This is a genomic window from Hymenobacter sp. NBH84, from assembly GCF_014217645.1.
Lineage (GTDB): Bacteria > Bacteroidota > Bacteroidia > Cytophagales > Hymenobacteraceae > Hymenobacter > Hymenobacter profundi.
On record NZ_CP043644.1, the window covers coordinates 4,196,125 to 4,209,578 of the forward strand.

The 13,454-nt window shown below is 53.5% G+C and carries 12 protein-coding genes and 1 tRNA gene; 8 read left to right on the forward strand and 5 right to left on the reverse strand.

Annotated elements, in window-relative coordinates; translation table 11 throughout:
* Positions 1-159 precede the first annotated feature (159 nt).
* A complete protein-coding gene (locus F1C16_RS17620; RefSeq protein WP_185281903.1) occupies positions 160-525 on the forward strand; it encodes a T9SS type A sorting domain-containing protein in 366 nt (121 codons plus the stop codon).
* A 113-nt stretch (positions 526-638) separates the two neighbouring features.
* Here F1C16_RS17620 and F1C16_RS17625 read toward each other — a convergent pair whose 3' ends face one another.
* Positions 639-2,423, reverse strand: a complete 1,785-nt coding sequence (locus F1C16_RS17625) for an ABC transporter ATP-binding protein (protein WP_185281904.1) — start codon at positions 2,421-2,423, stop codon at positions 639-641.
* A gap of 385 nt (positions 2,424-2,808) precedes the next feature.
* Between F1C16_RS17625 and nusB the strand changes: the two genes are divergently transcribed.
* The 7 genes from nusB (at position 2,809) to coaE (ending at position 8,404) form a co-directional block, all read left to right on the forward strand.
* Entirely contained in the window at positions 2,809-3,996 is a 1,188-nt protein-coding gene (gene nusB, locus F1C16_RS17630; RefSeq protein WP_185281905.1) for a transcription antitermination factor NusB, read from the forward strand.
* 137 nt (positions 3,997-4,133) lie between these two features.
* On the forward strand, positions 4,134-4,445 hold the full coding sequence (locus tag F1C16_RS17635; protein WP_185281906.1) for a YtxH domain-containing protein: 312 nt from the start codon (positions 4,134-4,136) through the stop codon (positions 4,443-4,445).
* A gap of 193 nt (positions 4,446-4,638) precedes the next feature.
* Positions 4,639-5,640 carry an isocitrate/isopropylmalate dehydrogenase family protein gene (locus F1C16_RS17640; RefSeq protein WP_185281907.1) on the forward strand — a complete coding sequence of 334 codons (1,002 nt, stop codon included), beginning with the start codon at positions 4,639-4,641 and terminating at the stop codon, positions 5,638-5,640.
* Between the two features lie 110 nt (positions 5,641-5,750).
* Positions 5,751-6,275 carry a DUF1573 domain-containing protein gene (locus tag F1C16_RS17645; RefSeq protein WP_185281908.1) on the forward strand — a complete coding sequence of 175 codons (525 nt, stop codon included), beginning with the start codon at positions 5,751-5,753 and terminating at the stop codon, positions 6,273-6,275.
* 122 nt (positions 6,276-6,397) lie between these two features.
* The gene (yajC, locus tag F1C16_RS17650; RefSeq protein ID WP_185281909.1) at positions 6,398-6,688 is read left to right on the forward strand and encodes a preprotein translocase subunit YajC; all 291 of its coding nucleotides are present in this window, start codon (positions 6,398-6,400) and stop codon (positions 6,686-6,688) included.
* 157 nt (positions 6,689-6,845) lie between these two features.
* Positions 6,846-7,811, forward strand: coding sequence for a hypothetical protein (locus tag F1C16_RS17655; RefSeq protein ID WP_185281910.1), 966 nt, complete (start codon positions 6,846-6,848; stop codon positions 7,809-7,811).
* A complete protein-coding gene (gene coaE, locus F1C16_RS17660) occupies positions 7,808-8,404 on the forward strand; it encodes a dephospho-CoA kinase (protein WP_185281911.1) in 597 nt (198 codons plus the stop codon). The genes F1C16_RS17655 and coaE overlap by 4 nt, the downstream gene beginning before the upstream one ends.
* Before the next feature lie 144 nt (positions 8,405-8,548).
* On the opposite strand, the gene F1C16_RS17665 is transcribed toward coaE, so the two are convergent.
* The 4 genes from F1C16_RS17665 to F1C16_RS17680 all read right to left on the reverse strand — a co-directional run bounded on the left by F1C16_RS17665 (position 8,549) and on the right by F1C16_RS17680 (position 13,407).
* A complete protein-coding gene (locus tag F1C16_RS17665; protein ID WP_185281912.1) occupies positions 8,549-9,727 on the reverse strand; it encodes a hypothetical protein in 1,179 nt (392 codons plus the stop codon).
* Positions 9,728-9,798: 71 nt separating this feature from the next.
* Complete coding sequence (locus F1C16_RS17670) at positions 9,799-11,433, reverse strand: hypothetical protein (RefSeq protein ID WP_185281913.1); 1,635 nt, start codon at positions 11,431-11,433, stop codon at positions 9,799-9,801.
* Positions 11,434-11,532: 99 nt separating this feature from the next.
* Positions 11,533-13,173 carry a hypothetical protein gene (locus tag F1C16_RS17675; RefSeq protein WP_185281914.1) on the reverse strand — a complete coding sequence of 547 codons (1,641 nt, stop codon included), beginning with the start codon at positions 13,171-13,173 and terminating at the stop codon, positions 11,533-11,535.
* Between the two features lie 156 nt (positions 13,174-13,329).
* A tRNA-Val gene (locus F1C16_RS17680) sits at positions 13,330-13,407 on the reverse strand.
* Positions 13,408-13,454 lie beyond the last annotated feature (47 nt).

Below are 13,454 nucleotides of genomic sequence, written 5' to 3' on the forward strand. Positions count from 1 at the left end.
TCTTGGCAATGGTTTTGCTGTTAATCGAGGAGACTTACTAACTGTCGGGTCGCGAATAAATACAATTCGTACTTTTGTTTTTAAGTTATCATTGTACATGTTTAACGTAAAGGTGATATGAAAATAGTTATATCAATGCTGGCAAGCATACTTTGTTTGATGCTAGTCACTACTGCTAATGCCCAAACAGCCGCCAACCAGACAGCTGCCGCAGCGAAGGTTACGTCGGAACCAGTTGCCTTGGTAACGGATAAAATGGAAGCTCCCGCTACCTCATCCGATGCCGTGAAAGTGAAGGCGGAAATAAATCCCGTTAGTAAGCGCCTGACTGTGCGTACGGACGTACCCGGCCCTGTTCGAGTGGAAATCAACGACGACGAGGGCCGGCCCGTGATGACCAAGGATATGATTTCGGGTGACAAGGCCGCCAACATCGACGTTAGCCGCCTACCCACCGGCTTCTACATTGTGCGTTGCACCAGCGGTGAGCGAAGCGGCGTCCGCCGCGTGCATCTGGGGCAATAAGGCGAGATAGTGAGTAAAAAAAGGTACCTGTCATCCTGCGCATGTGGCGCATCAAGCCACATGCGCAGGATGACAGGTACCTTTTTTTACTCACAACTTCATTATCTCACCACTTACGCCTCTTCGCTTTGCAGTTGGCGTTCGTAAAGGGCGCGGTAGAGGCCGTCAGTCTCAGCCATAAGGGCATCGTGAGTGCCGTGCTGCACGATCTGGCCATCATCGAGCACCAGGATTTCGTCGGCTAGCTTCACAGAACTGACGCGGTGGGAGATGATGAGGCTGGTGCGGTTTTCCATCACTCGTTGTAAGCTGTTGAGGATGGCGTTTTCGGTATTGGTATCTACGGCCGAAAGCGAATCATCCAGAATCAGGATGCGCGGCTCCTTCACCAAAGCTCTGGCAATACTCACACGCTGCTTTTGCCCGCCTGAAAGCGTAATGCCTCGTTCGCCTAGCTTGGTATCAAAGCCTTCGGGAAACTGAATAATATTTTCGTACACGTTGGCGTCCTGGGCGGCTTGCTTCATACGCTCCTCGTTGGGGTTATCGAGGCCGAAGTTGATGTTGTTGCGGATGGTATCGGAGAACAGGAATACATCCTGCGGCACGTAGCCGATCTGGCTGCGGAGCGACGTAAGGGCGTAGTCGCGCACATCGGTAGCATCTACGGTGATGGTACCCTGCGTCACGTCGTAGAGGCGGCAGAGGAGGGCGGCCACGGTGCTTTTGCCCGAACCGGTATTGCCAATGACTGCCAGCGTCTGGCCCGGTCGGATGCGGAACGACACGTCGCGCAGGGCCTCAATGCCGGTATCGGGATAAGTGAATGATACGTGGTCGAATACGATGTCGCCCTGCATTTCGCGCTGCACGTTGCGGTGAGAAATGATATCCGTTTTCTGGTGCAAAAACTCGTTGATGCGGGCTTGTGAGGCTTCTGCACGTTGTACCAGCGATGACGTCCAGCCCAGGGCCGTAACGGGCCACGTAAGTAGGTTCACGTAAATGAGAAACTCCGCGATGCTACCCGTAGTGATAGTCCCGCGGATTACTTCTTGGCCGCCTACCCATACGGTGATGATGGTGCTGAGGCCCACCAAGAACAGAATCAACGGAAAAAATAGGGAGTTCACAAAGTTTAGGCTCAACGACTTCTCCTTGTAGTTCTCGCTGGCTACCGTAAACTGCCGGTGCGAGTCTTCCTCGCGCACAAATGACTTCAGCACCCGAATACCCGAAAAGGCCTCCTGCACAAAGGTAGTCATGCCGGCCAGGGAGCGTTGGATTTCGTCGGATTTGCGCTGGATGATGTTGTTGATATAAAAGATGCTGACGCTCAGGATGGGTAGGGGTAGAAGCGTGTACACGGTCAGCTTCACATTCACCATCAGCATAAGCGGTACGATGAGCACGAACAGAATAACCAGCTGCAAGAAATACATGATGGCTGGCCCGATGTACATGCGCACACGCCCTACGTCCTCAGAAATGCGCGACATGAGGTCGCCGGTGCTGTGGCGACGGTAGAAGGAGAGGGGTAGGGACTGATAATGCTGGAAGATTTCGTTCTTCTGGTCGTTCTCAATTAGGCGCGACATCACGATGAGTGTCTGGCGCGTGTAGAACAGAAAAATGCCGCGCAGCACGGCCAGCAGAATAATGAGGGCACCATAGAGCAGCACGTTGCGCCCGAATAGCTTATACACGCTGCTTTGGGCCTCGGTGCCGGCGTAGAGGTGGTAGAGGTCGATGCCCTCACTCACGAGGTCGAAGGCGTAGCGCACAATTTGGGCCGGGAAAATGGCCAGCAATGTGCTCAGGGCCACAAACAGCACGCCACCGAGGAAATGCCATTTGTAGCGAAATAAGTACTTATTGGTAGCGGAGAGGGCACTCACGGGGCAGGAGGGAAGTAGTTTAGCAGTTTGAGTAGTAGAAAGTTAAAAAGCAGGCAAACGGTTTTCAGGATGCAGTTCAGACAAGATGCAGCCGACGCTAACCGACTAGCTGCCAAACTCCTAAATAGGTAGGAAAGATACGCTTCGACTAGCCTTAATCAGAAAAAACCGGTACTTTTGCGCCCGAATTGCGGGGCGCTCCACCTCTATAATACGTACGTTCAATACCCCACTTAAGGGTAGGACGGTCGCACTGTTCTGGTAGGCGCCGGATATACGCTCCGAGCAGTTCGATGCTCAAAGGTACCTACCCTACCCCGCTTTTCGCTCAGATTCTCAACTTCATCAAGATCAGCATAAATGGTGCTGGTTTCATTTTCATACAATGCTCAACCGACGCACGCTCCGCATTAAAGTCATGCAGGCCCTGTATGCCTACCATCAGGCCGTAGGATCTGATTTTTTGCTGGCGAATGACCGCATTGCGGACGCCTTTGCGCCCGATCTGAACTCGCCTGAGCCTCAGGACCGGCGCAAACTTCAAGGGCAGCGCAAACTGGCCGAAGTCATCTTCCGGGAGTGGCACAAGACTGGCAGTGAGCCGGAACAGCAGCCCGATGATGCTGACGTGCACGAAGCCGTGCGCGACGCCATGAAGTACTACCAGCAGCAAAAAACCAAGGATGGTAATTTCTACGGTGGCCAACTGGTGCACAATGCCGAGAGCATTCACGACCAGTACATTCACCTGCTGAACCTACCCGCAGCGCTATTGCGAGTGCTGGAAGAGGAGCAGGAGCGCGGCAACCGACGCTTTACGGCACCCAAGGATGCCCCGCTGGACACGACCCGCTTGGAGCAAAATCAGGCCGTGCAGAAGCTCATCAACAACAAGCAGTTGCAAGACTTGACCATTCGGCGCAAGTTGCTGTGGAACGGCGAAGAGGAAATGGAGGCGCTACGCACGGCTTGGCGCAACGAAGTTAAGCAGGATGCAGAGGTGCTAAGCTACTTGGCCGCGCCGGCCGGCGACTACGCCGCCGACCAGGATTTTCTGAAATACCTCTATAAGACCTACGTATTTAAAGGGGAGGAACTACCGCGCCAGCTGGAGGAGGACGACCTGAACTGGGAGGAAAACCGCCCGGTGGTGAAAAACCTGACGCTGAAGACGGTGAAAATGCTGGATGAATCCGCCGATGAAAATCTGGAGTTGATGTCGCTATCGGCCAACTGGCAGGATGACAAGGAGTTTGCTCAAACGCTCTACCGCCACACCCTAGACGAGGATGAGCGGTACGAAAAGCTAATTGCCGAATCGGTGCAGAACTGGGATGTGGAACGCGTGGCCCTGTTGGACAAGATTATTCTGAAGATGGCCCTGTGCGAGATGCACCTGTTCCGCAGCATTCCGGTGAAAGTGACCATCAACGAGTACATCGAAATCAGCAAGCTGTATAGCACACCCAAAAGCAAGCAGTTCGTGAACGGTATCCTTGACAAGCTGGCCCAGGACCTCACGGCCAGCGGTGCCATCCGCAAGTCGGGTAGGGGCTTGCTTGATAACCAGTAGATTCCACTGAGCAGGTCAAAAAAAGCGGGAGGTACACGTTTTTTGTCGTAATCCCATCGTTAAGTTTACGTTTTTCGTACTAACAGGAAGCAAAACCCCGCTTTTTTCCACCCTTCTACTCCAATCCCTTACCTAATATGAGCAGCAAAACCACCACTGGTATTCTATGCTTTGCCGGCGGTGCCCTCACCGGCGCTGTATTCGGTTTGTTATACGCCCCCGAGAAAGGCCGCGAGGTGCGCAGCTGGTTCAGCTACCAGTTGGAGCGCTACCGTGAAACCCTGGCCGACCTCACCGAAAATCTGGTGACCAGCCGGGTAGACGCCGGCCCGATGTCGGCCAAATCAGAAGGCCAGCGCGTGATTCAGGACGCTAAAACCAAGGCCGAACAGCTGCTCGGGGACGTTGACCAATTGATCAATCAAATCAACTCGCGCAAAGGTATTTAAGCGCTATGCCCTATAATAAGGAGTGGATGAGAGAACGAGAAAACGGTGCTATTACCTGCCTTCCTCGCTCCTTCATCCGCTCCTTTGTTTCTTCGTGTCTACCCCTAACCAGGTAGGCTATCTGGCTAACCACCGGCCGGTCTGGCTTCTTGCCAGGCCGCGTGCCCTACCTACGCTAACCTAACCTTCTCTGATGCACACAGTCACTCTTATCCCCGGCGACGGAATTGGTCCCGAAATCACGAAAGCCGTAACCGATATTTTCGCCGCGGCGCAGGTTCCCGTTGCTTGGGAAGAGCATAACGCCGGCTTGGTTGCTTTCGAAACCTCGGGCGAGCTACTACCCCAGGCCCTGCTCGACTCCTTGGACAAAACCCGTGTGGCCCTGAAGGGTCCCCTCACCACGCCGGTAGGAAAGGGTTTTCGCAGCATCAACATCACGTTGCGTCAGAAGTACAACCTGTACCAAAACGTGCGTCCGGCCCAAACCACGCCCGGTATCAAGTCGCGCTACGAGAACGTAGACTTGGTGCTGTTTCGGGAGAATACCGAGGGTTTGTACTCGGGCTTGGAGTATTACGATGACCGCCTGGGTATTGCCGACTCCATTTCGCGCGTGACGGTAGAGGGCTGCCACAAGATTGTGCGTGCTGCTTTTGCCTACGCCGATAAGAATGGTCGCAAAAAGGTGACGCTGGCGCATAAAGCCAACATTCTGAAACTGGCGGGCAAGCTGATGCTGGATGCTGGCAAGGAGATTTCTGCCGAATACCCGCACATTACGTACGAAGACAAAATCATCGACAACATGTGCATGCAGTTGGTGATTCGGCCCGAGCAGTTCGATGTAGTGGTGACCACCAACTTGTTTGGCGACATCCTCTCCGATCTGTGTGCTGGCCTGGTAGGCGGTCTGGGCGTGGTAGTAGGTGCCAACATCGGCGACGATGCGGCTATCTTTGAGGCCGTACACGGCTCGGCTCCCGACATTGCGGGCCAGGGTAAAGCCAATCCTACCGCCCTGCTGCGCTCGGCCCTAATGATGCTGCACCACTTGGGAGAGAAAGACCACGCTAACCGCATCGAAAACGCGCTGACCAAGACCTTGCAACAGCCCGAAAAGCTGACCGGCGACCTAGGTGGTAAAGCCTCTACCAGCGAGTTTGCACAGGCCATTATTGACAATCTGGCGTAAGCATACGCGGCTCTCGCTGGTGCCGGTACAGATGCCAAATGCCAGAAGAAAGTCGTAATTTTGGTTTCACACCCATTTTGTAAGCTGCCCAGCAGCTGTTATTTACCTGTATGAAACGCACCTTTTTTTCGACTGCGCTACTAGCGGCTACCCTGTTGGTGGGCGCTTGCAGCCAGGACAAGCAGACTGAGGTAGGTACCGAGGGCATGAATGCCGCCGCTGCTGATGCCAACGCCGCTGCCAACCCCACTGTGGACAACCCCAACGTCTTGGGCGAAACGGAAGCCCCGAACCCCAACGCGCCAGTAATGACCTTCACGGAGCAGGAATACGACTTCGGTGATATCAAGCCCGGCGATGTGGTGAAGCATACCTTCGAGTTCACCAATACCGGCAAATCGCCGTTGGTGATTGAGAATGCCCAGGCCAGTTGCGGCTGCACTACCCCCGAGTGGACCAAAGAGCCCGTAGCACCCGGTGCCAAAGGCACCATGCAAGTGCAGTTCGACAGCCACGGTAAAACCGGGATGCAGAACAAGCAGGTGGCGGTAAGGGCCAACACCCAGCCCAGCATCACCCAGATTGCCATTAAAGCCAACATCTTATCTGACGGGGCTAACGGTCCGGTGCGATAGTCGTTTTTTGTTGCGCACTGGCGCGGGAAGCCGTCTGGGCGGGCAGGCACGAGTAACGTGTCTATACCCCGGGCGGCTTCCCGTTCGTTAGGGCGCCTTTCTCTTTTTTTGATTTCTTTTCTATGCTGCTCACTCTTCTACTCCAGGCTCCCGGCGGCGGGGGCATGACCCAGTTTCTACTACTGGGCGCCATGTTTGTGGTACTGTACTTCTTCATGATTCGGCCGCAGCAGAAGCGCGCCAAAGAGGCCAAAGCCCTACGCGAATCGCTCACGAAGGGCGCCAATGTAGTGACCATTGGAGGTCTACACGGTAAAATTGTAGACGTGGCGGAAAATTCCGTCGTAGTAGAAGTTGACAAAGGCACTCGTCTGACGTTCGACCGCACGGCCATTGCCCGGCAGGTTAATTAGTGAGTAGCTGTCAGTGAAAAATAGTGTCATCTTGAGCGCACAAAGGGGCTTTTTATGGTAGAACGACTGGCGTAACAACGACTCGTTCAACACGAGAGGGTCCTTCGCACGCTCAGGATGACACGCATATATTTACGGGCAACTCGTAAGGCATATCATGAAAACATCCCGCCCGCAACGTTTGCTATTTTGGTTTGCCCGCCCGTTCTACGGGCCGGAGCAGGGCTATTGGCGGCCGGTGCTGGTGTGCTTTCTGGCTGCGTCAACTATCTGGGTGCTCAACGCGCTCAACAAGACTTATACCACGCGCATTTCCTACCCCGTGGAGTGGGTGTATGATACAGCTCGCTATGTGCCGGTGCAGGAGCTACCCCCAGAAGTAACCGTGAACGTGACGGGTAGGGGATGGAAGCTGCTGCGTAAAAATATTATGCCCGATGTACGGCCCGCCGAAATGCGCCTGACGCGCTTACCTAGTCAGCGCTACGTGCTGTCCTCGGCCCTGCGGCCGGCCTTGCAGAACGCTATGGATGGCTTGCAACTTAACTACCTGCTCAGCGATACGCTCTGGATTGAGTTTGATAAACTAGTACGGCGGCGCGTACCGCTCACCCTCAGCCGTGCTGCCGATGGCTCGGCACTGCCCTACGCAGCGCAGTTTGAGCCAGCTACCATTCTGTTTGAAGGACCCGCTAGCGTCGTAAATGCGCTGGCTAGTCCCTACCCTGTGCATCTGCCACAGGCACCAGCAGGCAGCAGCTCCGGCAGCATTAGTGTGCCAATTGGTGGCCCTGCCATGGTAAGCACCAACGTGCGCGACGTGCGCGTGCGCCTACGCCCCCGAGCCGTAGTAACCGTACCGGTGTGGACTACCCCCGAGCTACGCGATTTTCCGGCGCAACGGCGGTTTCGGCTACAGCCGGCTACGGTGCAGGTGCAGCTTCAAAGCTTCCCGGAAGACACTGCCGCCTTGGACCTGCAACGCCTACGCGTAGCCTTATACTTCGGGCAATTGGTAGGACCTGACTCTGTGCTGACACCTATGCTGATTGAAACGCCAGAACAGGCGCGCGGTGCCCGCATTGTCACGTCGCAGGTGAAAGTATCGATGGTACGCGAATGAAGAAAATAGGTATTACTGGCGGCATTGGGTCCGGTAAAAGCGTGGTATGCCGCTTGTTTCAGGTGTTGGGCGTGCCTGTATACGATTCGGATGCACGTGCCAAATGGGTGATGTCCCACGATGAGGCTTTGCGAGCGGAGCTACAAATGGCTTTCGGAGCGGCTACCTTCGATGCGCATGGCCAACTCGACCGACCCTACCTGGCCCGGCTGGCCTTTCATGATCCTGCTCAACTCGCCCGCCTCAACGCCTTGGTGCATCCCCATGTGGGCCACGACTTCGCGGAGTGGGCAGCCAACCAAGCTCAGGCCGGCCACGCCTACGTGCTTAAAGAAGCGGCGCTGCTGTATGAGTCGGGGGCCTACCGGCAGCTCGACCATATTATCACAGTATTCGCCCCGCAGCCCATCCGCGAAGCCCGCGTGCTGCGCCGCGACCCGCACCGCACCGCGCAGGATGTGCAGGCCATCATTGGCAAGCAGCTCAGCGAGGAAGAAAGGCTCCAGCGCGCTGATTTTGTGGTGTATAATGATGACCAACAGCTGCTTATTCCGCAGGTGCTGCGGTTGAATGGTGCGTTTGTGAATTTGTGAATAGCAAAGATGCGTGTCATCCTGAGTTTGCGAAGGACCTTCTGCCAGTTGAACGACTGACGTAACAACGACTCGTTCTGGCATGATAAGGTCCTTCGCAAGCTCAGGATGACACGCATCTTTGCTATTCACAAATTCACCACTTCACCTAATAATGGGGCACCGCTCGAAGGGACGGGTTTCGTCGAAAAGGAGACGATAGGTGACGTGCGTTTTCACGATGCGGGCGCCAATAGAGCGGCATACGGCCATCATACGGGGGTTGAAGTCCCCAATCCAGTTCATTTCCAGGCTGGTATAGCCGGCATTCTGATACACGGATTGTGCCTGGTAAATCATAGCCGACTCAGCTCCTTTGCCCTGGTGCTCCGGTATTACCCCAAAAATCACCCCGAATGCCTTTTTAGGCTGGCGGCGCTGGTACTGATACTTCTCCCACAGAAAACGCAGCTTGCCCAGCGTATCCAGCTTGCGACCCACGTGCTTGAAAATCTGATTCAGCTCGGGTAGGGAGATGAAGAAGCCTACAGCTTCGTCGCGGTAGTAAATAAACCACAGTAAGCGCTCATCCAGCACGGGTTTCATCTCGCGCACAATGTTGCGCGCCTGCTCCAGCGACATATCACTGACGCCGGAATGCCGCGCCCAGGCCAGGGAGTACACATGGTGAAAATCACGGGCCAGCTTCTCCGAGTCGCTGGCGTCGGCGTAGGCGAAGCGGTAGTCAGGCTCTTCGCGGGTGAAACGGTCGGTTACCTTGGCAAAGTTGGGGTGCAGCTTGATATCCGTCGGAATATCATATGTGTACTGCTTGAAATACACCTGAAACCCATATTGCTCGAAGAGTTTCTGGTAGTAGGGCGGGTGGTAGAACATCCCGTAATTGGGCTCCGTGAAGCCATCCACGAGCAGGCCCCAGAACCGGTCCCGTTCTCCAAAGTTGATGGGGCCGTCCATGGCCGCCATCCCGCGGGTTTCCAGCCACGTGCGGCAAGCATCGAAGAGCGTATTGGTGGCTTGCTGGTCGTCGATACACTCAAAGAAGCCCATGCCACCCACAGGCAAGTTGGGTATCTCTTGGGGTAGGGCGCTATTGGTGAAAGCCGCTACCCGGCCAATAACGGTACCGGCATCGTTAGTCAGAATCCAGCGTACGACTTCGCCTTTGCCCTCGCGTAGCAGGCGGTTTTTCTGCGGACTAAACACCGCTTCAATCTCATGATCGAGCGGCGAAATCCACTCCGGATACTGCTGATACAGGCGGGTAGGCAGGTCCAGAAACTGACGTACCTGCTGGGCGTTGTGTACTTCAAATAGAGGCATCGGCAAAAGAAACTAGCGGAAAGCGTGCGAACTATGCATGCTCTTAGACAACAAAGATCGGAACGAAAGGCTTACCGTGTCTTGGTACTGGGAGCCGCCTCGCGGTCAAAGATGGACAAGATCTTGATGCCTTCCGCCCGAATAGAATAGATTTCCTTACCCAGGCTATCGGCATATGTTTGGGGGTGCCAGCGGTAGTTTGTTATGAAATAGCGGCCCTTTTGCGGCTCTCGATGAATTTTAAAACGTGCTTGTTCAGTGGAAGCAAGCAGTAGACTATTAGCAATGATAGGTGTAAACACAGGTGCACTGACAGAGAGAGGAGTATTGTCAGGTTGATGGTTTATCAACCATTGTAAGCCCTGATAATAACTAAGGCCCCAGTAATCACGCTCAAAGAGACGCTCGGCAGTTTGGGGGGACAGAAAGCTGAAGTAAATTTGCTGAAAGGGATGCATTTGTACCATGCGAATAGCCGTGTGCACTGTTTCGGCTAAGCTTAGCAGCAATACTCCAAGCGCCACATAGCGAATGGACTTTGGTCGGTGGGCGACGTGCATCAGCCAGCGAATTCCCTGCACGGCCAACAGCACCAATGCCGGATAAATGAAATATAGATGTCGCCAGCCATCATAGAAGGTAGAGCGCAAGATAATTACCAACAACAGCGGCCCAAGAAACCAACCTATCAGCAGTAAATTGAGTTGGTTCGCGAAGCTCATACAGGTCAAACGCTCTTTTAATAAGTGGCTACTGCTAACAACTATTCCCACTAACGCGGCCAGTAGGTAGGGAACGGGCGTCGTGATAATTATCCAAACCGGTAAGTAATGCCAGGGTACATGACTATCGATAAGTTGGCCGAAATACAAGCTGTAGCCTCCCCAAGGGTAATGGCTGAGGTGCTGATAAGACCACCAAAAATTAGTTAAGGGGTTTTCCCAGAGAAAAGGCCAGCCGATAATAACGCCCACTGCGGTCAGGGCCACATAAAGAACGATTAGCCATACCAGCCGATGAGAAGGGCGCGCCAGCCATTGCCACCCCAGCATGCCTATCGTAAACCCTATGATTAGCAAGCCTGGAACCCGCATATCAATTGCCAGAGCAGTTGTCAGGGCATGTAGCATAATCCGCCCTAGGGTAGGGCGGACCAGCAGCCAAACCAAGGTGTACATCGCCACCGTGAAACAGGCCATAAATACAATGTCTTTGCCATTGAAAAAAGCCTCGGCAAAAAAGCGGGGTGAGAGCACCAATAATCCCACTGCAAGCAGTGCCCAAAGCCAACTGCCAACACAATGTCGGGCTATTCCATACAGGGACCAGCAACTTGCCCAGAACAGAACAAAAATCAATAGATGTCGCAGATGGTAGTAGGCTGCTGAATCACCCCGCGCAAAAAGTACACCCAGCGCTGCCAATGGCAGTTCAAATGCCACACCGTGGTCATTATCAGAATAATTTGCGAGGGGCGGAATAGAGGCGTAGGCAGCATTCTGACGAATCAGCTGGGGCGCCAAGCGCTCGGCCACGTATTTTAGATTGACTGCCCCATTTGCCCGATCTACGGGCTCATCCCACGACACGCCGTAGTCGCGGTATACCGAAAGGCCTAGCATTAGTATAGCGCTGAAAAATAGCAGTACAATTACCGTTTTCCAACGAGTAATAGCAGACCAACGTGCGGCAGTCAACAAGGGCATAGCGTGCGAACTGTGTGAGCAGCTGAGAAAAATGTGCTGTGTGGTATAGGGATAGGCGGATCAACGTCCTCTCCAGCTTATCTAATTGATGCGTTTGAATTAGTGCCGAAATACTGAGAAGATTCTCAAACCATCGGCGTAGATAGTATACACTTCCTGACCAGGATCGACAGGATAGTGTTGGGCCTTTCCGCCATAATAATGGTAGGCTGTTAAGAAGTATCGTGCTTTTTCCGATGGCGAAGCGTATGTATCGCTGGGTACAAAATGCAGCCGAGCCCGCTGTTTGATAGGCAGTAATAAACTGTTGTTTTCTAAGTAACCGCCTTTTCCACAGAACGTTATTATTTGAGCGCTGTCATGCGCCAGCACCCATTCTAGGCCTTCTCGGTAGGATAAGCCCCAATAATCTAGCTCAAACAATTGCTCAGCCTTTTGGGGTGATAAGAAACTGAAATATACGTTCTCGTACGGGTGCGCCTTGGCCATGCGCCAGAGCGTATAGCCCGTTTCAGCACCCGTACCCAGTAAAAGCAGCGAAGCAGATGCTCGCCAAATAATAGGGAAGTCTTTGGCTGCCTGATAAAGCAAGCGTAGCCCGCGTACTGTTACTAAGAGAAAGGCGGGATAAATAAAATATAGGTGTCGCCACCCGTTATAGACGATAGGGCGAAACACGATAACAATGCCGATTGGGAGTAGCAGCCAGGTTAGGGCCAGCAGGTCAATGCCACGCGGGAGAGTCAGCCATTTCGCGCGTAGCAGAGCCGCGAAAGCCCCGATAAGACCTAGGAAGGCGGCGAGACTGTAGGCTACTGGAGTCGTCACAAACAGCCAAACCGGAATATAATGCCAGGGCAGTTGCTCTATAGGTACCTGAAATACATGCCCCAAATATAGTACCGGACCGTTCCAAGGATAATGACTGATTTTATCCGACGCCTGCCACAACTCTGCCAATGAGAGCGACCACAAATAAGGCCAGCCGGCCACAATTAATACAAGGCTGGCGCTAACATACAGCGCTACCATCTTGAAAGGACTCTGTTGCGCTGTCGGTTGAGATGCAAGTAGCAGAAGTGGCAGCGAGAAGAGAAAAATCAGCAACCCCTGTGCACGCACATCAATAGCAAGTGCCGTTGCCAACGCATGTAGTAAGATCCGGGCAGTGGTAGGCCGTTGCCATGCATAAGCCAAGGTCGCCATGCTCATAGTAAAGCAGGCCATAAATACGATATCCTTGGAGTTATAGAAGGCCTCAGCAAAAAAACGAGGCGAAACTACAAGCAGCATAGCAGCAAGTAAACCCCAACGCCAATCAGCTAGATACCATCGCGCCAGCGTGTAAAGCGCATATACGCCCAATACAAACACGAAGAAGCTGCACAAATGCCGCATGAAGTAAAAGGCCCGCGAATCATTATGCGTAAAAACAAAGCTGAGTACCGCCAGGGGCAATTCAAACGCCACGCCGTGGTCACTGTCTTTGAACTGCCTAATATCTGGAATCAGGGCGGCGGCGGGTTGCTGCTGCACTTTCTCTGGAAATAATAGCTGCGCCACATATTTAATCTGCACTAGTCCATTCAAGTGGTTATTAGGCTCGTCGGCGGATACGCCGTAGTCGCGGTGTAGCCATAGCCCAAGTAGCAGAAGCAACCCAAAAAAGCCGCTTACGCTAAGTATTTGATAATAGCGTTGTTGCACACGAACCGACACTACACTTGAGAAAACAGACAATGGAACAAGCTAAGATAACAAGGGCTGCAGCCGCTTTGTACCCTCTAAGGGATAGGAATCAGCAGCAAAGGAAGTATGCCCCATTTTTGCTAAACTGTAAAGAAAGCCTACTGCGCCGAAAATAAAAAAAGGACAGTCATTTCTGACTGTCCTTTTTGGTGGGAGATACTGGGTTCGAACCAGTGACCCTCTGCTTGTAAGGCAGATGCTCTGAACCAGCTGAGCTAATCTCCCTCGTGGCGTTGTGCCGTTTGGTGCTGCAAATATGGCGGGTCGTTTTC